This window comes from Agromyces bracchium (assembly GCF_009709675.1).
In the GTDB taxonomy this organism is placed as follows: Bacteria; Actinomycetota; Actinomycetes; order Actinomycetales; family Microbacteriaceae; genus Agromyces; species Agromyces bracchium.
Genome location: NZ_WMLB01000039.1, coordinates 25098 through 46798, shown reverse-complemented (window position 1 = coordinate 46798; position 21701 = coordinate 25098). Strand labels below are relative to the sequence as shown.

Genomic DNA, 21701 nt, shown 5'->3' with positions numbered 1-21701 from the left:
AGGCTCGAAGGGGAGGCCGGACCACGGCCCCGCGCGCCGGGGGACGGCGCGACATCCTGCAACGAAGCCGGAGCAGCCATGCCACGCACCTACGTCGTCACCGGAGCCGCGAGCGGCATCGGCCTGGCGACCGCCGAACTCCTCGCCGAACGCGGCGGCCGCGTCATCGGGGTCGACCTGCACGACGCCGACGTGAACGTCGACCTGACGACCGCCGAGGGCCGCGCCGACCTGGTCTCGGGCGTCGCCGACGCGAGCGGCGGCCGCATCGACGCAATCATCGCCAACGCGGGCCTCGCACTGCCGGTCGCGAAGACCGCGGCCGTGAACTACTTCGGCACGCTCGCGACCCTCGAGGGCCTCCGGCCGCTGCTGGCCGACTCGCCCGCGCCGCGCGCGGTCGCGACCGCCTCGATGGCCTCCCTCTTCCCGCCCGACGACGCATTGCTCGACGCCTTCCTCGCGGGCGACGAGCCCGCGGCCATGGCCCGCGCATCGGAGCTCGAGGCCGGGCCGCCGGAGCAGGGCAACCTCATCTACGGCACGACCAAGCGCGCGCTCGTGCGCTGGATCCGGCGCAATGCCCCGGGGCCCGATTGGGCCGGCGCCGGCATCCCGCTCAACGCGATCGCGCCGGGCGTCGTCGAGACGCCGATGACGGAGGCGTACACCGGCACCGAGGAGGCGCGCACCGCCATCCTCGAGATGGTGCCCATGCCCCTGAACGGCATCTTCCAGCCGCGCGACGCGGCGTACCTGCTCGCATGGCTCACGAGCGAGGAGAACGCGCACCTCTGCGGGCAGGTCGTCTTCATCGACGGCGGCTCCGACGCGGTCATGCGCGGCGACTCGACCTGGTGAGGCTCAACGGTCCGGCGGCTCCGGGCGCTCGGGCTCGTCCGGGCGCTCGGGCTCGTCCGGGAGCGTCCCCGGCCCCGACCCTTCGGGCCGATCGGCCCGGCCGTCGTCCCACTTCGTGCCCTCGAGGTCGCCGCGCAGGGTGCCCGTGATCTCGTCGACCGCGGCGCCGACCGTCGGTGCGAACCGGTCGGGCGTGAACCGGTCGCCCAGCCCGTAGCGGCGCAGCACGTCGACGACGGGGTCCTTCATCTCGGCGATGACCAGGCGGATGCCGCGGCTCGCGAGCCAGTCGTCGAGCTCGACGAACTCGTCGATCGCGGTCGTGTCGATGTCGGTGATCGGCTCGGCCGCGAGGATCACGGTGCGGATGCCGGGCTCGGCCGCCTCGACGCGCGAGCGGACGAAGTCGTCGAAGAGCCCGCCGTTGGCGAAGAACAGCGGTGCGTCGAACCGCACGATCACCACGCCGGGAATCCGCTCGCCCTCCGGGTTGCGCGACAGGTCGTGGTAGCCGCGAAGTCCAGTGACCCGGCCGAGCTCGGCGCGGTACGGCTGCCAGGAGTGGTAGACGAACGCGAGCAGCGACAGCCCGATCGTCACGGCGATGCCCTGGATCACGCCGAAGACGAACACGCCGACGAACGCGGCCGCCGAGAGCGCGGCATCCACCCGGTCCATCCGCACCAGCCGCACGAACCCGCGGACGTCGATGAGCCCCGCCGCGGCCACGACCACGACGGCGGCGAGGGTCGCGGAGGGCAGGAACGCCGTGACGCCGGGGGCCAGCAGGATGAACAGGATGAGGAGCGCGGCTCCCACGACGCCCGTGAGCTGCGACTTCGAGCCCGCCTGCTCGGCGACGGGCGTGCGCGTCGCCGACGCCGAGATGGGGAAGCCGCCGAAGAGGCCCGCCGCGAGGTTCGCCGATCCGATCGCCGCCATCTCGCCGCTGCCGCTGACCGTCTCGCCCCGACGCGCGGCGAGCGTGCGGGAGAGCACGGCCGTGTCGGTGAAAGCCACGAGCGCGATGCCGAAGGCGGGCAGCGCGAGGCCCGCGACATCCGCCCATTCGAGGCCGCCGAGGGCGGGAGCGGGCAGGCCCTGCGGGAGCGCACCGACCACGGGGAGCTGCTCGCCGAGGCCGAGGATCCACGTGAGGAGCGTCGCACCGACCACGGCCACGAGCACACCCGGCACAGGCGACCGCAGCAGCCGCATCGCGATGATCACCGCGAGCGAGCCGAGCCCGAACGCGAGGGCGAGCGGTTCGGCCTCGCCGGCGAACAGCGCCGCCCAGATCGCCCCGACCTCGGCGACCGGCGACTCCGCATCGACCGAGAAGCCCAGGAGCGGGGGCACCTGCGAGATGAGCACCAGTAGGGCGATCGCGTTCAGGTAGCCGACGCGGATGGGCTTGGAGAGGAGGTCGGTGACGAAGCCGAGGCGCAGCAGCCCGCCGAGGAGCAGGATCGCGCCGACCATGACCGCGAGCAGTCCTGCGAGCGCGACCGCCCGTTCGTCGTCGCCCACCGCGAGCGGAAGGATCGCCGCGGCGATGATCGGCGCGAGCGCCGAGTCGGGCCCCAGCACGAGGATGCGGCTCGGACCGAAGAGGGCGTAGGCGAGGAGCGGGACGATCGTCGCGTACAGGCCGGTCTCCGGCGGCAGGCCGGCGACGCGCGCGTAGCCCATGCCGGCCGGGATGAGCAGGGCCGTGACCACGATCCCCGCGCGCAGGTCGGGCACGAGCCAGTCGCGGCGGTAGTGGCGCGCGACCTCGACGCCGGGCGGCACCCACCGCGGCATCCGTCGTCGCCCCCGCTGCTCGTTCGCGCCCATCCGGCCTCCGCTTCCGATGATGGCGGATGCCGCGGGCGCGCGTCAGGCCTTCGCGGCCGTGTCGACCGATCGCCAGACGGGCGGGTGCGGCAACCGGTTCTCCCGGTAGAGCCGGTAGGCGAACGGCGCCCAGACGACGAGGGCGACGCCCGCGCCGACGAGCGCGCCGCCGAAGGTGTCGCTCAGCCAGTGCGCGCCGAGGTACATCCGGCTGAGCATCATGAGCACGGTCCAGGCGATGCCCGCGACCCAGACCCAGGTGCGCATGAACACGAGCCCGAGCGCGGTCGCGATGAGGGCGGCCGCCGAGCTGTGACCCGACGGGAAGGACCCGAAGTCGGGCTGGACGAGGATGTCCTCCGGGCGGACCCGTCCGACCAGCGCCTTCACGAGCCGCGTCACGCCCGCGCTCGCGAGCGCGGCGATCCCGAAGTAGAGCGCCGCCCAGGGCCGGCGCCACACGAGCAGCGCGGCCACGATGAGGATCGGGAACACGACGTTCGAGAGCGCGCCGCCGCCGAGCACGTCCAGCGCGAGCGCGAGGCTCGTGACGGGCGGCGTCCGCGCGGCGCCGAGCGCCGCCATCAGGTCGATCTCGAACCCGAACGGTTGGCGCTCGGAGTACACGATCGCCGCGCCGACGAGGGCCACCGCGATCAGGGCGATGACGCCGGCCGCCAGCCACGGGCGGCGGCTGACCCGCAGCGGTGCGGGGGCGTGCGAGTGGTGGCCGGCGTGCGAGGCGGCCTCTTGGGCGGGCGCGTCGCCGGGCGTCGACGCATCCGCGCCCGCGCCCGCGCCTGTGCCTGCCCGTGCGCCTGCGCCGTCAGCGTCGCTCATCGCGCCCCCACGCCTCCGGCCGACGGTCGGACTCGGCGATCTGGTCGGCCGTGCCCACGCGCACCGTGCGCCAGGTGTCGACGGCGATCACGAGGCCGAGCACGACGAGCGACAGGAAGATCGAGCCGAGCGCGTCGGTCGCCCAGTGGTAGCCGAGGTAGATGCGGCACGCGGCGGTGAGCAGCACCACGACCGCGGCCGCGATGAACGCCAGCGTCGTGATGACGGGCCGCCGATGGCGCGAGAACACGAGGTAGGTGCCGATGAAGAGGAAGTCGGCGACGCCCATCACGTGCCCCGACGGGAACGACGAACTCGGATCGTAGCCGAAGAGCATCTCGTCGGCCGGCGGGCGGTCGCGCGCGATGAGCGGCGCGAGCAGCTGCACCGTGATCACGCCGAGGATCATGCCGCCCGCGAGCAGCAGCGGTCGCCAGGCGTGCTTCGCGAACACGCCCCACGCGACGGTGGTCACGAGGATGATGATGGGCATCGCGATCGGGCCGAAGCCGACCGCGAGCACGATCATGAAGACCGTCAGCCAGTCGTCGCGACCGGAGTCGAACCACGCCTCGACGGGCGCGTCGATGTACGAGAGGTCGTCGGACTCGAGGATCGAGTCGAGCACGACGAAGAACCCGACGAGTCCGACCACGACGAGCGCCGCGGCGGTGACGTAGAGGTTGCGGCGCGCTCGCGAGGAGAGGTAGCGCTCCTCGACGATGAACCGCTCGTGGAATCGCTGCCAGCGGCCCGGCCGACTGTCGTCGCCATCGCCCGCCTCCGTCGGCGCAGTGCCCTGCGCTTCGCTCCCCTGCGTGCCGGCCTCGGGTTCGGCCATGGCGCACCTCCTCTCGGCCTCCGCGCCCGCGGAGGTCCCCACAGTATGCCGCGAGCGGGTCGTTCGACTCAGGGGGTTGCGGCCGCGGCGCTCAGGTGTCCCGCTCGACCGGCCCGATGTCCTCGCGGTGGTCGTCCTCCCCGCCCGGCGGGAAGTCGTGCCGGTCGGGCTTGCGGCTGAGCGCGAGCACGCTCACCGTGAACCCGCCCCACACGAGCACGATCGCGAGCACGAGGAAGAAGATCGCCGTCCCGGTCATGACCGGCCCCCTTCCGTCGTCGTGGCGGCATCAGCCTGCGACATCCGCTCGGGCAGCGGCGGCCACGGTCGGAACGCATCGGGGCTCCGCCGCCACCGGACGCCGGTCAGCACCAGCGCCGCCACGACGAAGAACACGACCGTGCCCCAGCCCATCACGGCGAGGTACCAGTCGGGGTAGCCCGCGTAGCCCTCGACGATGAGCGAGACGATGCGCTGGATCAGCATGTAACCGAGCACGATCGGGGCGAGGACGCCCGCCAGCAGCGTCCACACCCCGCCGACCCGGAACGTCGAGACCGCGTTCAGGTGGTACCGCAGCTCGGGGCCCTTCCGGAGCACCCAGAACGCGAAGACGCCCGCGAGCACGGCCGAGAGGACGATGCCGATGTTGTTCGCCCAGTTGTCGACCGTGTCGAGTGCGATGAGCCCCGTCGTCGTGGAGAAGAGGAGCACCGAGAGGACCATCGAGACGATGCCGACGCGCACGGCCGCCTGCCGGGGCGTGAGGCCGAACTTCTCCTGGAAGCCCGCGGAGACGACCTGCAGCACCGACAGCAGCGACGTGAACCCGGCCATGGCGAGCGAGCCGAAGAAGAGGATGCCGAAGATCGGCCCGCCCGGCATCTGCGAGACGATCGCGGGGAACGTGATGAACGAGAGCCCGACGCCCGTCAGGCCCTCGAGCTCGGCGACGTCGACGCCCTGCTGGAACGCGAAGAAGCCGAGCGTCGCGAACACGCCGATGCCCGCGAGGATCTCGAACGACGAGTTCGCGAACGCGACGACGAGGCCGGGCGTCGTGAGGTTCGCGCGCCGCTTGCGGTAGGAGGCGTACGTGATCATGATGCCGAACGCGATCGAGAGCGAGAAGAAGATCTGGCTGTACGCGGCGATCCACACGTTCGGGTCGGCGAGCGCCGAGAAGTCGGGCGTGAACAGCGCGTTCAGGCCGTCGGCGGCGCCGTCGAGGAAGAGCGAGCGGACGACGAGGGCGGCGAACGCCACGACCAGCAGCGGCAGGAAGATCACGTTGATGCGCTGGACTCCGCGCGCGACGCCGAACGCGAGCACGACGATCGCGGCGATCCAGATGATCACGAGCGGGATGAGGACCGCCGGGACGAACGTGAACGAGAACCCGGGGTCGCCGACCTGCAGGTACTCGCCGGTCAGGAAGCCCGCGGTGTCGTCGCCCCAGCGGAGGTCGAACGAGAACACGAAGTAGCTCGCCGCCCAGGCGATCACGACCGTGTAGTACAGCGCGATCACGAAGCAGATCATGACCTGGAACCAGCCGAGGCTCTCGAGCCACTTCAGGCGCCCGCCGCCGAGCCGGCGGAACGCGGTCGGCGCCGCGCCGCGGAACCGGTGCCCGAGCGCGTAGTCGAGGAACAGGATCGGGATGCCCGCGGTCACGAGCGCCACGAGGTAGGGGATCAGGAACGCGCCGCCGCCGTTCTCGTACGCCACTCCGGGGAAGCGCCAGATGTTGCCGAGGCCGACGGCCGACCCGATCGCCGACAGGATGAAGCCGACCTGCCCCGTCCACATCTCGCGCGGCTGCGCCGCCCCGTGCTCGCCTGCGGTTGCCGACATTCGCGCCTCCCCCGGCCCGTCGCCTGCGGTCGCGGCGCCATCGCCGTGCGACCCGAACGACTGAACGCTACCAAGGGCGGGGCGGATGCCGCAGCCTCCGTTCGGCGATGGCGCCGACGGCATCCGCCCGCGCGCGCGGTCGCGACCGTCAGAATCGCTCGGCGACCGGCAGCCGGCCCGAGGCGATCGCCGCGGTGAACGCGGCGAAATCCCGGTCGTTCTGGTCGGCGTAGTCGCCGGCGAAGGCGAGGATCGCGCGGTCGAACCGGTCGGACCCGCCGAGGTACTCGGCGATCGCGACGCGGTCCCCCGCCCGGGCGTGCGCTCGCGCGAGCGTCTCGCCGCACGCCTCGGCGTACATGGCGGCGCCGACCGGCTGCTGGTTCTCGATGTCGGCCGAGCCCTTCCAGTCGTGCAGCTGCCGGATGTAGAAGTCGCGCTCCACGCCGTCGACGCCGGTGACGCGCTGCCAGCCGAGGAACAGGTCGCTCGCGGACTGCATCAGGCGCTGGCCCTGCACGACCCGCTCGCCGTGCTGCTCGTACCGGCTGGCCGGCAGGAACCGCTCGAGCACCGACGCCTCGGCCTCCTTCGCCTGGAGGATCAGCGGATCGTCGTCGCCGCGGCCGCGGAGCAGCACGATCCAGGCGCGCGTGCCCACGCTGCCGACGCCGACGACCTTGCGGGCCATGTGCACGTACTCGTACTCGTCGAGCGGATGCCGGGGCAGCCGCAGCGTCGTGCGGTACCCCCGCAGGATGCCGCGCATGATGCGCTCGACGTCCTCGCCCTCGAGGCCCTTCTCGACGAGGTCCTCGACGGGGACGATCAGCGGCGGGTCGGCCGTGATCCGCATGCGGCCGCCCTCGATCGACACGAGCTTCGTGAACGCACGGACGCTGTCGCGCGTGCGCGACTTCGCGAGCACCGCCTCGGCGCGCTTGACCTGCGCCTTGCCGACCCGGTTCGCCTCGCGTGCGCGACGCAGGCGCACGCGGATCTCGTCGGCGTCGAGCCGGTCGTACCAGGCCTCGAGCACGCGTTCCCGAGCCGACCTGCGCATCTGCCGGCGGTACGCCGCGACCGCCCCGAGGACGATCCTCCGGCGATCCTCGACCGCGAACCCGCGGTGGCGGCCGGCGACCTCGAGGCTCGCTGCGAGCCGCTTGACGTCCCACTCCCACGGGCCGGGCAGCGTCTCGTCGAAGTCGTTGATGTCGAAGACGAGGTCACGCTCGGGCGAGGCGAACACGCCGAAGTTCGACAGGTGCGCGTCGCCGCAGATCTGCGCCATGATGCCGGAGACCGGGGTCGACACGAGGTCCGCCGCCATGATGAGCGCGGCGCCCCGGAAGAAGTCGAACGGCGTGCGCGCCATGCGCGCGTACCGGATCGGGACGAGCTCGGGCACGCGCGTGATCGCCTGCTCCTCGAGCAGCGCGACCGGGTCGGCGCGGTCGGGCGGCGGCGTCCAGCCGGCGTGGGAGGTGCGCGGGGCGCGGGCACGGGCCGCTCGGCCTGCGGACGCGCGCGCGCCGAAGTCGTCGCGCGGCGCCAGCTCCTCGATGCCGGTCCGGTTCGGGCCCGCCTCGTCGTCCGAGTCGAGCGGGCCGCCGCCGAAGCCGATGGTCGTGCTCATGGTCGTTCCTCCACCGTGTCCAGGTCGGCGTCGTCGACCGCATCCCGTTCGTCGTCGCTCGATCCCTGCTTCCGCCTACCGGCGCCCTTTGCCGAGCCCTCGACGACGTCGGGGATCCCGCGCGAGAACAGCAGTGCGAGCAGCGCGATGCCGATGAGCCCCACGAAGGCGACCCGCAGCGATCCGAGCTGCGCCTGCCGGTACGTCTCGCTCAGCTCCTCGGCGTCGGCGCTCGAGAGCCCGGCGTCCTCGCCGATCCCCTGGACGGTCGAAGCCGGGACGAGTTCGACCCCGCCCGAGGTCGCCTCGGCGACCGCCTCGCGGACGTCGGACGGCAGGTCGCTCGCCGCGACCCCCGTGGCGAACGAGGTCGCGAGGGCGCCGATCAGCACCGAGCCGATGAGGGCCGTGCCGAGCGAGGAGCCGAGGTTCTGGAAGACGCCCTGCATCCCGCCGACCTCGCTCGACTTCTCCGGCCCGACGCTCGACATGTTCACGTTGCCGAGCTGGGAGGCGAGGAGCCCGAGCGCGGCGCCCGCGATGAACATGCCGACGCTGAACGCCACCTGGCGCAGTTCCTCGTCGACCGAGGCGAGCAGCAGCAGCGCCGCGCCGACGAGCACGACCTGGCCGATCCGCACGATGCGTCGCGGCGACCACACGCGGGAGAGCCGCGTCCCGGCGAACGAGAAGACGATGAGCGAGACGGAGAGCGGGAAGATCCGGATGCCGGTCTGCAGCGCGTCGAGCCCGAGCGTCATCTGCAGGTAGACGGGCACCATGAAGAACAGGCCCGCCGTCACCGCGTACTGGGCCCCGAGCGCCGAGAGCCCGCTCCGCAGCCGGTCGATGCGCAGCAGCGACACGTCCAGGAACGCCTCCCGGCCCGTCTCGATCAGCCGGCGCTGCCGGTGAGCGAACCAGCCGAGGAGCACGCCGCCGACGAGGATCAGCCAGGTCGTCAACGAGATGCCGAGCGGTTCGATCGGCACGCCGTTGATCTCCGGCGAGTCGAGCGGCACGATCCAGCCCCAGGTCTTGCTCTGCAGCATCCCGAGCACGATCGCGATCAGTCCCACCGACGAGAGCAGCACGCTGAGCGGGTCGATGCGCAGCTTCGCCGGTTCGTGCCGGTCGACGATCCGACGCGAGAAGAGCACGACGACGGCCATGACCACGACCTCGCCGATGAAGACGTACCGCCACGAGGCGTACGTCGTCAGGAACCCGCCGATGAGCGGCCCCGCGGCGACCGCGGCCCCCGACGCCGCGCCGATCATCGCGTAGGCGGTGACCCGCGCCCGACCTTCGTAGTTGTCGGCGATGAGCGCGGCGATCGCGGGGATGACGAGCACCGCGCCGACGCCCTCGACGACGCTCCAGCCCGTGAACAGCACGACGATGTTCGGGCTGAGCGCCGTCGTCAGCGAGCCGATCGCGTAGATGATCGCGCCGATCACGAACGCCCGGAGCCGACCCCACACGTCGCCGAGCTTCGCGCCGACGAGCATGAGCGCGGCCATCGTGAGCGTGTAGAACGTGATCGCGGCCTGCATGGCGGAGACCGTCGTGTCGAGGTCCTCGACGACCTGCGAGATCGACACGTTCATGACGGTGCTGTCGAGCACCATGACGAACTGCGCGGCGGAGAGCGCCGTGACGACGACCCACGAGCTGCGCGCGGGCGCGGGCGCGGGCGCGGGCGACGGCGCGGGGGCCGACGTCCCGCCTTCCGACGGCGCGGTCGAGTCGGCGGGCTCAGGCTGCGCTTCGGAAGGGCTCATGGTGGTATCCCTCTCGGTCGAGGACGGCGATGGTGGACTCCGGGACCTCGACGAAGACGCCCGGCAGGTCGTTCAACGGCTCCGAGACCACGACGTGCGCGTGCTCGCCGAACTGCGTGAGGCGCTCCGCGTCGGGGTACATCTCGCGGATCGTCGGGATGTCGATCGAGTGGAAGAGCGTGCGGGACCGGCCCTGGGTGGAGTAGCGCAGCGCCCAGATCGTGGCGCCGTCGGCCACCGCGACGGTGCCCTGCATGGGGAACATGACGCCGTGGTCGCGACCGACGCGTTCCACGAGGTCGACCGTGGCGCGCAGCGCCGCGACCGGGTCGTCGGCGAGCCCGTTGGTGATCGCGAGGTGGAACAGCACCTCGGAATCGGTCGTGCCCTTCACGTGCGGGTAGAGGGACGGGTCGATCGCGAACGTCAGGTCCCGCTTGACCTTCGCGAACTCCGACAGGAAGCCGTTGTGCATGAACAGCCAGTTCTCCCATCGGAACGGATGGCAGTTGGTCCGCTGGATCGGCGGGCCCGCCGCCGCCCGCACGTGGCTGAAGAACAGCGGGCTCTCGATCGCGCGGGCGAGCTCGCGCACGTTGTCGTCGTTCCACGCCGGCTCGGTGCTGTGGAACACCGCGGGGATGCTCCCCGCCACGGCGCCCGCCGGATACCACCCGATGCCGAACCCGTCGCCGTTCACGGTCTCCGCGCCGAGCGGCGAGTCGAGCGACTGGGCGACCAGCGAATGCGTCGCGTCGAGCAGCACCGCGGAGGTCCTCAGCGGCTCACCCGAGTACGCCAACCATCGGCACATGCGAACGCCTCCCCTCGGCGCGGAGCCCGCTCCCCGTCGGCGCCATTCTGGACCCGTCCGCGCGCGCTCGACGGGCCCAAAGTCTCATCCCTCGGCTTCGGCCGGGAGCGGGCACGGCGCGGCATCCGTCATGCGCTGCGTGGCCTGCTCGAGCGACCACGGGAGCTCGACGAGCGGCAGGTCGCGCCCCTCGGCGGGCGCCGCCTTCGAGGCGATGGACGCGAGCGCGAACGCCGCCTCGCGGACGAGCAGCTCGCCACCGGCCGAGTTGTTCAACGCGAGGATCACGGTGAGCCCGGTCTCCGGGTCGGTGAACATCGCCGCGAGCGCGCCGATCGATTCGCCGGCGACGCCGCGCAGCGGCCCGAACTGCTGGGCGCCGATCCCCTGAGCCTGCCATCCGGGTGCGTCGCCGCCGAGCGAGTTCAGGGTCCACACGTCGCGAGCCGTGGCCTCCTGGAACATCGCCCCGGTCGCGAACGACTCGCTGACCGCCTTCGCGTCCGCGAGCGTCGTGCGTGCTCCGGACGCCGTGCCACCGATCGAGCTGGAACGCCGGGAGACGTCGACGATCGCATCGCAGGCAGGCTTGCCGCCCGAGTACGACGCGGCGTAGCCGCCGAGGGCGCCCGCGTACGCCATGTCGCTCGCGGCCGGCAACGAGGTGCCCTCGAGCTCCAGCGGCTCGAGCACGTACTGGTCCACGAGGTCGGCCCACGAGCGCCCGGTCCGCTGCTCGAGCGCCTCGGTCAGCAGCAGGATGCCGGTGCGGGACTCGACCCACGACGTGCCCGGCTCCCCCTTCCGACCCGCGGCGAGGCCGCTCGCGAGCAGTTCGTTGGCCGGCCAGATCCGCTCGGGGTTCTTGACGAAGTGCGCCCGGAGCGGTCCGTAGTAGTCGGCGAGGCCCGACGTGTTGCGGCAGAGCTGCTCGAGCGTGATGCCGTCGAGCCCGGGGATGCCGTTCACCATCTCGGACACCGGCTCGTCGAGCTCGACGACGCCCGCGTCGACGAGCCTCAGCATCACCGCGCAGGTGAGCTGGCCGGTGCCGTCCGGGAGCTGGAACCGCGTGTCGGTCGTGACCCGTGCGGCGCCGTCGGCGAAGTCGACCGTGCCCGTGCCGACCGTCCAGCTTCCCGCCCACGGGGCCCAGACCCCGGCGACGGCTCCGCTCGATCCGCTGAGCCGAACCGCCTCGGCGAGCGTGGCGTCCAGCTGCTCCACGACCGCGTCGTCGAAGGCCCCCTCGACCTGGTCGAAGTCGGCGGCCGGGCTGTCGGACGGCGTGCATGCGGCGAGCGCGGTCACCGCGAAGGCGGACGCCAGCACAGCGGCGATCAGCCGCCGCCTCCGCCGTGTCCGTGCAGCCACCGTGCCCCCCGCCGTGTGTCCGCTGCGATTGTAACCCGATCGACGCCGCCCATCGCACGGCGCTCCGCGGCGTCCCGGCGGCCCCGTCGCACGGGCTCGACGCGGGTGTCCCCCGATCGGAGGACCGCCGGTCCAATCCGGTTCCGACGCCGTGCCGAACCCCTCCCAGCACGGCGCCCGCCGCGCGAGAACCAGGAGGCATCGCCATGAAGAACTCACCCAACCGCATCGCCGCGACCGTGTTCGGCGCGGTCTACGTCCTCGTCGGCCTGCTCGGCTTCGCCGTGACCGGCGGCGTCGACTTCATCGCCACCGAGGGCGGACTGCTGCTCGGCGTGTTCGCCGTGAACCCGCTCCACAACATCGCGCACCTCGCGATCGGCGCGGCCCTGCTCATCGCGGGCCTGTCGAGCGTCGGCGCGGCGAAGACCGTGAACGCCATCGTCGGCGCGGCGTACCTGCTGCTCGGCGTGGTCGGCTTCTTCATCGCCGGCACGCCGGCGAACATCCTCGCGCTCAACACGGCCGACCACTTCCTCCACCTGGCCAGCGCGATCGTGCTGCTCGGCGTGGGCGTCGGCGCCGAGCGCTCCGCACGCGTGGCGACGGCCTAGGGAGCCCGCCATGCGCGCATCGGCGACGATCACCCGGACCTGGCCCATGCTCGCCGCGCTTGGCGGCGGGCTGGTCGGGACCGCCCTCGCCGCCGGTGCCGGGGGTGCACCGCAGGTCGTCCTGGCCGGGCTCGGCGTCGCCGCGCTCGGCTGGGGCGTCCTGTCCCTCCGCGCGGGACGTCCGCTCGCCCCGCGCATCGTGCTGGCGGCCTCGGTCGGGGCGCTCGTCCTCGCCGGCGGCGCCGCGGCATCGGGCGGGCTGGCGGATGTCCCGGGCCTCCCGCTCGCGGCGGCCTGCGTGTTCCTCGCCGCGGTCGCGCTGTCGGTCGCCCGCGCCGCGCGCGGCGCGCGGGGTGCAGGACGGGGGCCGGAGGCATCCGCCGCCGCACGCTCGACCGCCGCACCCTCGACCGCAGCGCCCTCGCCCGCGTCGGAGGCCCGCCGCTCCCTCGTCGGGCTCGCCGTCGGCGCCGTGCTCGTCGCTGCGCTCGCGACTCCGGCCCTCGCCGCCACCGAGGCCGGCCGGTCGGCCGTGCCGCACGGCGAGCACGTCGCGCCCGGCGATGAGGCGCCCGTCGATCCGGCCCACCACCACTGACCCACCGACCGCGGCCGGGGGCGCGTGGCGATGACGCCCCCGGCCGCTCCCCTCCCGGGCTCCCGTCCGCCCGTCGTCCCGGTCGGACGTCGCCGCGCGCGGGCGTCCTCAGGCGGGCAGCTCGTCGCCCGTGCCGAGGTCGCGGCTCGCGCCCGACATGAACCGCTCGACGTCGCGGTCGACGATGATGTCGCGCGGCACGAGCGGTCGGGCGAGGTAGAGCCCGTCGAGGCTCGTCAGCCGCGACAGCGCGACGTACGTCTGCCCGGGGCTGAAGACGCGGGAGCCGAGGTCGACGATCGCCGTGTCGTAGCTCGCGCCCTGGGACTTGTGGATGGTGACCGCCCAAGCCAGGCGCAGCGGGAACTGCGTGAACTCGGCGACGATGTCGCGCTCGAGCTTCTTCGCGACCGGGTCCCACGAGTACCGGTACTTCTCCCACGTGGCCGGTTCGACCTCGTGCTCCTCGCCGTCGATCTCGACGCGCACCTCGCGCTCGAGCGACGTGACGGTGCCGATCGTGCCGTTCACCCAGCGCGGCGCCTCGCCCCACGCCGCGGTGTCGTTGCGCAGGAACATGACCTGCGCGCCGACCTTCAGCTCGAGCCGCTCGTCGGCCGGGTAGCCGCGCCCGCCGAACTCGCCGTTCACGTCGGCCTCGTTCGCGATCGAGTGGCCCGGCAGGCGGTGCAGCGCCGCGCGGTTGATGCGGTTCACCGTCTCGTTCGTCGTCGCGAGCGTGATCGCGCCCTGCTCGGGCAGCGGCCGGCGCGCGCCGGTGTCGTTCAGCACGCCCGCGATCTCGGCCGTCACCATGCCATGCCGCACCGCGTTCAGCATGTGCTTGAACGCGTCGTCGTGCTGGCGGTGGATCTCGCCGAGCTCGTAGATGCGCAAGTCGGCCTCCTGCCAGACCTTCGCGTCGAAGAACCACATCGACCGGTAGGTGTCGGCGAAGTAGCGGCGCTCGTCGCCCGAGCCGGGCACCGGGGCGAGCTGGTACGGGTCGCCGAACAGCACGACCTGCACGCCGCCGAACGGGTCGTGCGGGCGCTGGCGCGCCTGTCGGAGCGATCGGTCCATCGCGTCCATGAGGTCGGCGTTGACCATCGAGACCTCGTCGACGACGAGCGTGTCCATGGCGTTCAGGATCTTGCGGACCGTGTCGTTCTGGTCGATCTCGTGGTCGGCGACGACGCCGATCGGCAGGCGGAACAGCGAGTGGATCGTCTGGCCGCCGACGTTCAGCGCCGCGACGCCCGTCGGAGCGCAGATCACGATCTGCTTGCCCGTGTTCCAGTTCAGGTGGTTCAGCAGCGTCGACTTGCCGGTGCCCGCGCGCCCGGTCACGAACACGTGCTCGCGCGTGTGCTCGATCGCCCGGAACACCGCCTCCTGCTCGGCGGTCAGGGTCACGTGCTGCAACGGTGGGCCTTCGGTCTCGCTCGGTTCGACGGGGTTCGATGCGCCGAGGCGGCGCATGCGGTGGCGGGGCGGATGCCGCGGGCGGGCGTCTTCACTGTAGACCGCGATCCTCATGCCGAGGCGCCGGTCGCGGCATCCGTCGACGCGTCACGCGGCGTTGTGGAGAAACCGTTCCGTCACACGGCCCTGTCTAGACTTGCCGGGTGGGGAGCTCGGGTCGACGTGACGGACGCCTGTCGCCCGTCGCGATCGTCGGGTGGACGGGTCTCGCCGTCATGCTCGTCGCCGGGTTCCTCGCCGCACTCGGCGGGCTCAACCAGAGCCTCTACGGCGCCCCCGCGTTCGTCGAGCGCTACCTCGACGCCATCGCGCGCGATGACATCGTGAGCGCGGCGGCGACGCCCGGCGTCCGATTCGACGAGGGCGACCTCGCCGGCGCGGGCCTGCCCGCCGACATCTCCACCGCGATGCTGCGCTCGAACGTCGTCGACGCCGGCCCCGAAGACGTGCGCGTCCTCTCCGACGAGGCGCACGACGACGGTCGCCACACGGTGACCGTGAGCTATCGACTCGACACCGCGATCGTGCAGACCGCGTTCGACGTGAACCCGATCGAACCGCTCTACGGCGTGCTGCACCGGTGGGAGTTCGCGTCGAGCCCCCTCGCCGTGATCGAGGTCACCGCCGCGCAGAGCCCCCTGTTCACCGTCGGGTCGCTCACGCTCGACGCGCGCGCCACGAAGACCGGCGACGAGCTGTCGGCGTTCACGCAGACGACGCAGTACCTCGCGATCGCCCCCGCGGTGTACGAGTTCGGCTACCAGTCGACGCTCCTCGAGGCCGTGCCAGTGCAGGCCATCGTCGAGCCCGGCGCGCGGGCCGAGGTCAGGGTCGACGCGCTCCCGACCCCGGCGTTCGTCGAACGCGTGCAGGCCAAGGTCGACGAGTACCTCGTCGACCAGTGCGCGAGCCAGCCCGTGCTGCAGCCGGCCGGCTGCCCGTTCGGCGTGGTGATCGACGACCGCATCGTCGGCGAGCCGGCGTGGAACATCGCCGAATCGCCGGCGGTCACGCTCGTTCCCGGCGAGACGACGTTCGAGATGCCGCCGACGCCGGGCCTCGCCCACATCTCGGTCGAGGTGCAGTCGCTGTTCGACGGCACGTTCTCGACGCTCGAACAGGACGAGTCGTTCACCCTGGCGCTCGACGCGACGGTCAGGCCCGACGGGTCGATCTCGATCCAGCTGCGCTGACCTCACGGGCTCCCGCCCCGGCCGACGTCGGCGGGCCGCCGGGGCCGACGCGCGCGCTCAGCGCACCCCGTCGCGCTCGGCGAGCGCCGCGAGCCGCGCGTTGTACTCCTCGAGCTCGGCCTCGCCCGTCCGGTCGGCGTGCCGGTCGCGGCGCTTCGTCTCCTTGGCGTCGGACCGGGACCACTGCACGGCGACGGTGATCGCGAGCGCGACGGTCGGGATCTCGCCGATCGACCAGGCGATGCCGCCGCCGACCTGCTGGTCGGCGAGCGCGTCGGTGCCCCACCCCATCGCGCCGTACCAGTCCGCGAGCATCAGGCCGGTGCCCATCATGATCGCGAGGCCGAAGAACGCGTGGAAGGCCATCGTGCCGAGCAGCAGCAGCAGGCGGAAGGGGTACGGCAGGCGGTACGGCACCGGGTCGATGCCGATGAGCGACTGCACGAAGAGGTAGCCCGTGATCAGGAAGTGGGCGATCATCCACTCGTGTCCGATGTGGTCCTCCATCGACCAGCGGAACAGCGGCGAGTAGTAGAACACCCAGAGCGAACCCGCGAACAGCACGGCCGCGACGATCGGGTTGGCGATGATCGACGCGAAGCGCGAGTGCACCGCGAGCAGGATCCACTCGCGGCCGCCGCGACTGCCGTCCTTCCTGGGGCGGATGGCTCGTGCCGCGAGCGTCACCGGCGCGCCCGGGACGAGCAGCACCGGCACCGCCATCGTGAGCGCCATGTGGCCGAGCATGTGCGCGGAGAAGAGGTACTGCTCGTACGCGGCGACGCCGCCGCTCGTGATCCACGCGAGGAGCAGCAGCCCGGCGACCCAGAGCACGGTGCGGTAGACCGGCCAGCGGTCGCCGCGACGACGGAGGCGAACCACCCCGGCCACGTAGAAGAAGATGCCGAACCCGCAGGCGATCAGCCACAGCAGGTCGGGGCTCCACTCGGTGAAGTAGCGGAGCGCGTCGGGCGCGGGCGGAAGCGGCTCGCCGGTGAGGATCTCGGCGGGCGTGCGCGCGAGTCCGCCCGAGACGTCCTCGTTCACCGGCGTGGCCGTCCGGGCGAGCGCGGCCGCCACGCCCGAGGCGATGCCCATGAACGCGAGCTCGACGACGACGAGCAGCCAGAAGGTGCGGTTCGCCGAGGCGGCCGGTGCGGCTCCGCGGTTCGAGGCCGTCGGTGCGGCGCCCGCGCGCAGCATCCGCCCGATCATCACGCGCCGCTGCGCGGCGCCGAACAGGCCGAGCGCGACGAGGGCCGCGACCTTCATCACGACGAGCACGCCGTACTGCGTGGCGAGCTGGTCCCAGGTGCCGATCCGCAGCGCGGCGCTCGCATAGCCCGAGATCGCGACGACGATGAAGGCGATCAGCGCGACGGTCGAGTAGCGCGAGAGCACGACGGCGAGCCGCTCGCCGTCGAGCGCGGGCTTCAGCAGCACGATGGTGAGGAGTCCGCCGAGCCACGCGGCGGCGAACACGAGGTGCAGGCCGAGCGCCGTGATCGCCTCGTTGTGCCCCGTCGCGCCGGCGGCGTGCCCCTGCTGCGCCATGGGCACGAGCGCGACGACCGCGAGCACGGCGACGAACACGAGCGCGGTGTGGTTGCGCACTGCGAAGCAGAGCACCGTCACGGCCGCCGCGATGAGCGTCGTCGCGAGCCATGCCTGCCCGAGCTCGATCGACGTGACGAACTGGCCGAGCTGCTGGCCGAACCGATCGCTCAGCGAGAACTCGGCGCCCGTGACGAGCATGAAGGTCAGCACCCCGGTCGCGGCGCTCGCGACGGTGAGCACGGCGGCGGATGCCGCGGCCACGTCGAGCGCGAGGTCGAATTCGCGTCGCTTGGGGCTCAGCGCCCAGACGGCCAGGACGAGCGCGCCGATCATGCCCGCGGCGCCGACGTTCACGAACAGCTTCGCGACCGGGACGCCCCAGCGCGCGACGGGCCCCGGGTCCTGGATCGGGTACGGCTCCGCGCCGCCGCCGTACGCGAGTGCGGCGATCATCGCGGCGAGCGCGACGGCGACGAGGGCGGCTGGGCCCAGCACGCGGGCGGAACGGATCACCGTACGAGCCTAGGCGAGCCGGCTGGGAGCCCCGCCCGCCGGGTGCATCGGCGGGTGCGCGGTTTCGCGACGAGTGCGCGGGTCGGCAGGTGCGCACTCGTCGCGAAACCGCGCATTCGGGAACGTCGACCCCGCCCGGCCGCCGCCCGGGCACGACGAAGGGGCGCACCGGAGTACCGGGCGCCCCTTCGGGAGTCGCGGAGTGCGTCTGGCGACGCGCGCGGGTTACTTCGCGGCGGCCTTGAGCTTCGAGCCCGCGGTCACCTTGACCGAGTTTCCGGCGGCGATCTGGATGGTCTCGCCGGTCTGCGGGTTGCGGCCCGTGCGGGCGGCGCGGTGGGTGCGCTCGACGGCGAGCCAGCCCGGGATGGACACCTTGGTGCCCGAGCCGACCGACTCGGCGAGGGTGTCGAAGAAGCCGTTGAGCACGGCGTCGACGGCCGTCTGGCTCTGGCCCGTCGATGCGGCGATCTTGGCAACGAGCTCCGACTTGTTGAGCGACTTGTCAGCCATTGAATGTCCTCCTCGGACCTTCGCTGTTGGTACAGCTGTCGTGTGGAAACACGAGAACGGATCGAATCGATCGCCCCCGTAGCCGTTCAGGCCGCCTCGAATGTAGCAGAGTCCCGCGGAAACACGCGGATTTCCGGCCCGTTCGGGCAGGTTCTCAGGGGGCTTGACGGATGCCGCGGCATCCGTCGCCGACCCGATCGACGATCGACGCGGAGACGACGAGAGGGGCGCCCCGGAAGACCGGGACGCCCCTCTCGGGAAGCGGGTACGAGTTACCAGCTCGACTTGGTGATGCCGGGCAGCTCGCCGCGGTGCGCCATGTCACGGAAGCGGACGCGCGAGACGCCGAACTTCGTGAGCACGCCGCGGGGGCGGCCGTCGATGGCGTCGCGCGAGCGGACGCGCACCGGCGAGGCGTTGCGGGGCAGCTTCTGCAGGCCGACGCGGGCGGCCTCACGGGCCTCGTCGGTCGCGTTCGGGTCGACGAGCGTCTTCTTCAGCTCGGCGCGCTTCGCGGCGTAGCGGTCGACGACCACCTTGCGCTGCTCGTTGCGCGCGATCTTGCTCTTCTTGGCCATGTCTTAGCGCTCCTCTCGGAAGTCGACGTGCTTGCGCACCACGGGGTCGTACTTCTTGAGCACGAGACGGTCGGGGTTGTTGCGACGGTTCTTGCGGGTCACGTAGGTGTACCCGGTGCCGGCCGTCGAACGGAGCTTGATGATCGGACGGATGTCCTGCTGCTTCGCCATTAGAGCTTCACCCCACGAGCCTGGATGTCCTTGATGACGGCCTCGATGCCACGGGCGTCGATCACCTTGATGCCCTTGGCGGACACGTTCAGGGTGACGTTACGACGAAGCGACGGCACGTAGTAGGTCTTCTTCTGCACGTTCGGGTCGAAGCGGCGCTTCGTCCGGCGGTGCGAGTGCGAGATGTTGTGGCCGAAGCCGGGAACGGCTCCGGTCACCTGGCACACTGCTGCCATTGGTCTTTCCTCCAATACCGAGGGGCCGGACGGCCCCTCCCAAGGTCTCTTGTCTGCAGGCGAATTCCCTCCGCGCGAGCGGGAGATACAGGGGATTCGTCCACGGTCCGGGCGGTGGAAGCGCCCAGCCAAACGTCGAGTCTAGCAGACGGGCCGGTCGCGGCCGAATTCCGACGGATGCCGCGGGGCGAGCGGATGCCGCGGGCGCGCGGCACGCGGCATCCGCTCGCTCAGCCCTTCGGGATGGTCCGGCGCGACAGCAGCGCCGCGACGAGGAAGCAGACGCCGCCGAGGAGCGTGCCGAGGTTCGCCCAGAGCAGGTTCACGTACGTGCCGGTGTCGGGCAGCACGTACGCCCCGATCGCCGAGAGGCCGAAGAACACCGAGCCGATCATGTTTAGCCACGTGCCGTGCCAGGTGCGCGCGTCGGTGTCCCACAGCTCGTGGCGATCGTTCACGGCCGCCATGGCGAGCCCGCTCGAGACGAGGAACGCGATCGAGCCGAAGGCGTCCGGCCGCCAGCCGACGCCCATCCTGGTCGGGTCGGCGAACGCGGCGATCATCGCCCAGAACGTGCTCCAGTTGAAGAAGAGCGTGCCGACGAACTGCACGGCCGCAGCCCACCAGTCGGTGCGGTCCGCCCGGTTCGCGCCCCGCCGCGGCAGGTGTCGACCGCTCAGGCTCAGCTGGATGAACGCCGCGAGCGTGAAGAAGATCGACCCCACGAAGAACGTGATGCCCACGCCGACCGGTCCCGCCCACTCGGCGTAGTTCGGCACCGCACCGACGATGAAGCAGAACGAACCGACGATGAAGCCCCACGCCTCGCGGCGCAGGCGCCGCACCGTCGGCACCTCCCGACGCGTCGCCTCGACCACGTCTCCCCCGCGCTCAGTGGTGGAACGTCTGGACCAGGCCCTCGTGCGGCATCGGCGCCTCGAGGCCGTCGAGGAACTCGGTCTCCTCGCGGATGTCGCGCAGGAGGTCCTCGGCGAGGTCGTGGCTGAGGCCGTTGCGGCACACGATCCGCATGACGGTCTGGTCGGACTGGTCGCCCGAGAGCGGATACGCGGGCACGAGCCATCCCTTGATACGGAGGCGCTCGGCCAGGTGGTAGAGCGTCCACTTGTCGGTGTACCCGGGCGCCTGTCGCCAGGCGAACACCGGGATGTCGGTGCCGTCGGTCAGCAGTTCGTAGGCGTCGAGCGCCCCGATCTCGCCGGAGAGGAACACCGCGACATCCTGCGACGCCTGCTGGATCGCCCGATAGCCCTCGCGGCCCAGGCGGAGGAACCGGTAGTACTGCAGCAGCACCTGGGCGCCCGGCCGGGAGAAGTTGATCGCGAAGGTCGGCATCGACCCGCCGAGGTAGCTCACCCGGAAGACGAGGTCCTCGGGCAGGGCGGCGGTGTTCCGCCACACGACCCAGCCGACGCCCGGGTAGACCAGCCCGTACTTGTGGCCCGACGTGTTGATCGACTGCACGCGCTCGACCCGGAAGTCCCACTCGAGGTCGGGCTGGAGGAACGGCGCGACCATCGCACCGGAGGCGCCGTCGACGTGGATGGGGATGTCGAGGCCCGTGGCCGCCTGGATCTCGTCGAGCTTCGCGGCGACCTTCGTGACGGGCTCGTAGGAGCCCGTGTAGGTGACGCCCATGATCACGACGACGCCGATCGTGTTCTCGTCGACCACGTCCTCGAGGCCCGTGCCGTCCATCAGGGGGTGCTCGTCGCTCGTGTCGATGAAGCGCATCTCGATGTCGAAGAAGTTGCAGAACTTCTCCCAGCAGACCTGCACGGCGCTCGACATGATGAGGTTCGGCGTCTCGGTCGACTTCCCCGCCGCGCGGCGCGCGTGCTGCCATCGGCGCTTCAGCGCGAGGCCGCCGAGCATGCAGGCCTCCGACGAGCCGATCGTCGACGTGCCGATCGCGTCGTCGGGATCGGGCGCGTTCCAGAGGTCGGCGAGGATCCGCCAGCAGTACTCCTCGATCGCCGCCGTGGCCGGGTACTCGTCCTTGTCGATCATGTTCTTGTCGAACGCGTCGTGGTAGAGCCGGTCGCCGTGCTCGTCCATCCACGTCGTCACGAACGTCGCGAGGTTCAGGCGGGCGTTGCCGTCGAGCATCGACTCGTCGTGGATGATCCGGTACGCGGTCTCGGGCAGCATCTCGCCGTCCGGGATCCTCGTCACCCTCGCGGTCGTCGCCTCCCCGGCCCGCGTGAACGTCGGCTCGAGCTGCTCGTCGTGTGCCATGGTTCCCCCTCCATCGCTTCTTCGGCGTCCGGCCGCGCACGTCGGCAGGCCTCGGACGTCGCCCGCGACGGTTCACGCCGTCCCCCCGGGCGCCGTCCCACGCCCGAGGGTACGCCAGGACCCGCGACCGGCGCG

General features: G+C 71.9%; 21 protein-coding genes. 4 read left to right on the top strand and 17 right to left on the bottom strand.

Going from position 1 to position 21701, the window contains the following annotated elements; all coding sequences use genetic code 11:
* Positions 1–78 precede the first annotated feature (78 nt).
* Positions 79–861 carry an SDR family oxidoreductase gene (locus GJ743_RS16620; protein WP_155053024.1) on the top strand — a complete coding sequence of 261 codons (783 nt, stop codon included), beginning with the start codon at positions 79–81 and terminating at the stop codon, positions 859–861.
* 3 nt (positions 862–864) lie between these two features.
* Here GJ743_RS16620 and GJ743_RS16615 read toward each other — a convergent pair whose 3' ends face one another.
* The 9 genes from GJ743_RS16615 to GJ743_RS16575 all read right to left on the bottom strand — a co-directional run bounded on the left by GJ743_RS16615 (position 865) and on the right by GJ743_RS16575 (position 11807).
* Entirely contained in the window at positions 865–2700 is a 1836-nt protein-coding gene (locus GJ743_RS16615) for a SulP family inorganic anion transporter (RefSeq protein ID WP_230386858.1), read from the bottom strand.
* A 42-nt stretch (positions 2701–2742) separates the two neighbouring features.
* On the bottom strand, positions 2743–3540 hold the full coding sequence (locus tag GJ743_RS16610) for a phosphatase PAP2 family protein (RefSeq protein ID WP_155053023.1): 798 nt from the start codon (positions 3538–3540) through the stop codon (positions 2743–2745).
* Entirely contained in the window at positions 3527–4381 is an 855-nt protein-coding gene (locus tag GJ743_RS16605) for a phosphatase PAP2 family protein (protein WP_155053022.1), read from the bottom strand. Before GJ743_RS16605 ends, GJ743_RS16610 begins: the two co-directional genes overlap by 14 nt.
* 91 nt (positions 4382–4472) lie before the next feature.
* Positions 4473–4640 (bottom strand): methionine/alanine import family NSS transporter small subunit, encoded by a 168-nt coding sequence (locus GJ743_RS16600; RefSeq protein ID WP_155053021.1) that lies wholly within the window; start codon positions 4638–4640, stop codon positions 4473–4475.
* Positions 4637–6238 (bottom strand): sodium-dependent transporter, encoded by a 1602-nt coding sequence (locus GJ743_RS16595; RefSeq protein WP_155053020.1) that lies wholly within the window; start codon positions 6236–6238, stop codon positions 4637–4639. Before GJ743_RS16595 ends, GJ743_RS16600 begins: the two co-directional genes overlap by 4 nt.
* Positions 6239–6386: 148 nt before the next feature.
* Positions 6387–7877: a DUF2252 domain-containing protein gene (locus GJ743_RS16590; RefSeq protein WP_155053019.1), complete on the bottom strand. Its 1491-nt coding sequence runs from the start codon at positions 7875–7877 to the stop codon at positions 6387–6389.
* Positions 7874–9661 (bottom strand): MFS transporter, encoded by a 1788-nt coding sequence (locus tag GJ743_RS16585; RefSeq protein WP_155053018.1) that lies wholly within the window; start codon positions 9659–9661, stop codon positions 7874–7876. The genes GJ743_RS16590 and GJ743_RS16585 overlap by 4 nt, the downstream gene beginning before the upstream one ends.
* Complete coding sequence (locus tag GJ743_RS16580) at positions 9636–10475, bottom strand: class II glutamine amidotransferase (protein ID WP_155053017.1); 840 nt, start codon at positions 10473–10475, stop codon at positions 9636–9638. The genes GJ743_RS16585 and GJ743_RS16580 overlap by 26 nt, the downstream gene beginning before the upstream one ends.
* Before the next feature lie 84 nt (positions 10476–10559).
* Positions 10560–11807, bottom strand: a complete 1248-nt coding sequence (locus GJ743_RS16575) for a serine hydrolase domain-containing protein (protein WP_196217038.1) — start codon at positions 11805–11807, stop codon at positions 10560–10562.
* A gap of 248 nt (positions 11808–12055) precedes the next feature.
* Between GJ743_RS16575 and GJ743_RS16570 the strand changes: the two genes are divergently transcribed.
* Together GJ743_RS16570 and GJ743_RS16565 are read left to right on the top strand one after the other, a co-directional pair.
* On the top strand, positions 12056–12463 hold the full coding sequence (locus GJ743_RS16570) for a DUF4383 domain-containing protein (protein ID WP_155053015.1): 408 nt from the start codon (positions 12056–12058) through the stop codon (positions 12461–12463).
* A 10-nt stretch (positions 12464–12473) separates the two neighbouring features.
* Positions 12474–13061, top strand: a complete 588-nt coding sequence (locus GJ743_RS16565) for a hypothetical protein (protein ID WP_155053014.1) — start codon at positions 12474–12476, stop codon at positions 13059–13061.
* Positions 13062–13169: 108 nt separating this feature from the next.
* On the opposite strand, the gene GJ743_RS16560 is transcribed toward GJ743_RS16565, so the two are convergent.
* Positions 13170–14486, bottom strand: a complete 1317-nt coding sequence (locus tag GJ743_RS16560; protein WP_155053013.1) for an ATP-dependent DNA helicase — start codon at positions 14484–14486, stop codon at positions 13170–13172.
* A gap of 203 nt (positions 14487–14689) precedes the next feature.
* On the opposite strand from GJ743_RS16560, the gene GJ743_RS16555 reads away from it, so the two are divergent.
* Complete coding sequence (locus GJ743_RS16555) at positions 14690–15739, top strand: hypothetical protein (protein ID WP_155053012.1); 1050 nt, start codon at positions 14690–14692, stop codon at positions 15737–15739.
* Between the two features lie 57 nt (positions 15740–15796).
* Here the strand turns inward: GJ743_RS16555 and GJ743_RS16550 are convergent, their stop codons facing one another.
* From GJ743_RS16550 to GJ743_RS16520, 7 genes are all read right to left on the bottom strand, one after another.
* Positions 15797–17749, bottom strand: coding sequence for a cytochrome c oxidase assembly protein (locus GJ743_RS16550; protein WP_155053038.1), 1953 nt, complete (start codon positions 17747–17749; stop codon positions 15797–15799).
* A gap of 285 nt (positions 17750–18034) precedes the next feature.
* Positions 18035–18322 carry an HU family DNA-binding protein gene (locus tag GJ743_RS16545; RefSeq protein WP_129233735.1) on the bottom strand — a complete coding sequence of 96 codons (288 nt, stop codon included), beginning with the start codon at positions 18320–18322 and terminating at the stop codon, positions 18035–18037.
* Positions 18323–18594: 272 nt separating this feature from the next.
* Complete coding sequence (gene rpsN, locus GJ743_RS16540; protein ID WP_155053011.1) at positions 18595–18900, bottom strand: 30S ribosomal protein S14; 306 nt, start codon at positions 18898–18900, stop codon at positions 18595–18597.
* 3 nt (positions 18901–18903) lie between these two features.
* A complete protein-coding gene (gene rpmG, locus GJ743_RS16535) occupies positions 18904–19071 on the bottom strand; it encodes a 50S ribosomal protein L33 (protein ID WP_021760158.1) in 168 nt (55 codons plus the stop codon).
* The gene (gene rpmB, locus GJ743_RS16530; RefSeq protein ID WP_056727420.1) at positions 19071–19307 is read right to left on the bottom strand and encodes a 50S ribosomal protein L28; all 237 of its coding nucleotides are present in this window, start codon (positions 19305–19307) and stop codon (positions 19071–19073) included. The genes rpmG and rpmB overlap by 1 nt, the downstream gene beginning before the upstream one ends.
* Before the next feature lie 230 nt (positions 19308–19537).
* Positions 19538–20185, bottom strand: coding sequence for a hypothetical protein (locus GJ743_RS16525; protein WP_328289289.1), 648 nt, complete (start codon positions 20183–20185; stop codon positions 19538–19540).
* 13 nt (positions 20186–20198) lie between these two features.
* Positions 20199–21566, bottom strand: coding sequence for a glutamate decarboxylase (locus GJ743_RS16520; protein ID WP_155053010.1), 1368 nt, complete (start codon positions 21564–21566; stop codon positions 20199–20201).
* Positions 21567–21701 lie beyond the last annotated feature (135 nt).

Bases quoted from the DNA above. Each gene is read 5' to 3' on its own strand.
- GJ743_RS16620 (WP_155053024.1), top strand. From the start codon at position 79: ATGCCACGCACCTACGTCGTCACCGGAGCCGCGAGCGGCATCGGCCTG.
- GJ743_RS16615 (WP_230386858.1), bottom strand. From the start codon at position 2,700: ATGGGCGCGAACGAGCAGCGGGGGCGACGACGGATGCCGCGGTGGGTG.
- GJ743_RS16610 (WP_155053023.1), bottom strand. From the start codon at position 3,540: ATGAGCGACGCTGACGGCGCAGGCGCACGGGCAGGCACAGGCGCGGGC.
- GJ743_RS16605 (WP_155053022.1), bottom strand. From the start codon at position 4,381: ATGGCCGAACCCGAGGCCGGCACGCAGGGGAGCGAAGCGCAGGGCACT.
- GJ743_RS16600 (WP_155053021.1), bottom strand. From the start codon at position 4,640: ATGACCGGGACGGCGATCTTCTTCCTCGTGCTCGCGATCGTGCTCGTG.
- GJ743_RS16595 (WP_155053020.1), bottom strand. From the start codon at position 6,238: ATGTCGGCAACCGCAGGCGAGCACGGGGCGGCGCAGCCGCGCGAGATG.
- GJ743_RS16590 (WP_155053019.1), bottom strand. From the start codon at position 7,877: ATGAGCACGACCATCGGCTTCGGCGGCGGCCCGCTCGACTCGGACGAC.
- GJ743_RS16585 (WP_155053018.1), bottom strand. From the start codon at position 9,661: ATGAGCCCTTCCGAAGCGCAGCCTGAGCCCGCCGACTCGACCGCGCCG.
- GJ743_RS16580 (WP_155053017.1), bottom strand. From the start codon at position 10,475: ATGTGCCGATGGTTGGCGTACTCGGGTGAGCCGCTGAGGACCTCCGCG.
- GJ743_RS16570 (WP_155053015.1), top strand. From the start codon at position 12,056: ATGAAGAACTCACCCAACCGCATCGCCGCGACCGTGTTCGGCGCGGTC.
- GJ743_RS16565 (WP_155053014.1), top strand. From the start codon at position 12,474: ATGCGCGCATCGGCGACGATCACCCGGACCTGGCCCATGCTCGCCGCG.
- GJ743_RS16550 (WP_155053038.1), bottom strand. From the start codon at position 17,749: ATGATCGCCGCACTCGCGTACGGCGGCGGCGCGGAGCCGTACCCGATC.
- GJ743_RS16545 (WP_129233735.1), bottom strand. From the start codon at position 18,322: ATGGCTGACAAGTCGCTCAACAAGTCGGAGCTCGTTGCCAAGATCGCC.
- rpsN (WP_155053011.1), bottom strand. From the start codon at position 18,900: ATGGCCAAGAAGAGCAAGATCGCGCGCAACGAGCAGCGCAAGGTGGTC.
- rpmG (WP_021760158.1), bottom strand. From the start codon at position 19,071: ATGGCGAAGCAGCAGGACATCCGTCCGATCATCAAGCTCCGTTCGACG.
- rpmB (WP_056727420.1), bottom strand. From the start codon at position 19,307: ATGGCAGCAGTGTGCCAGGTGACCGGAGCCGTTCCCGGCTTCGGCCAC.
- GJ743_RS16520 (WP_155053010.1), bottom strand. From the start codon at position 21,566: ATGGCACACGACGAGCAGCTCGAGCCGACGTTCACGCGGGCCGGGGAG.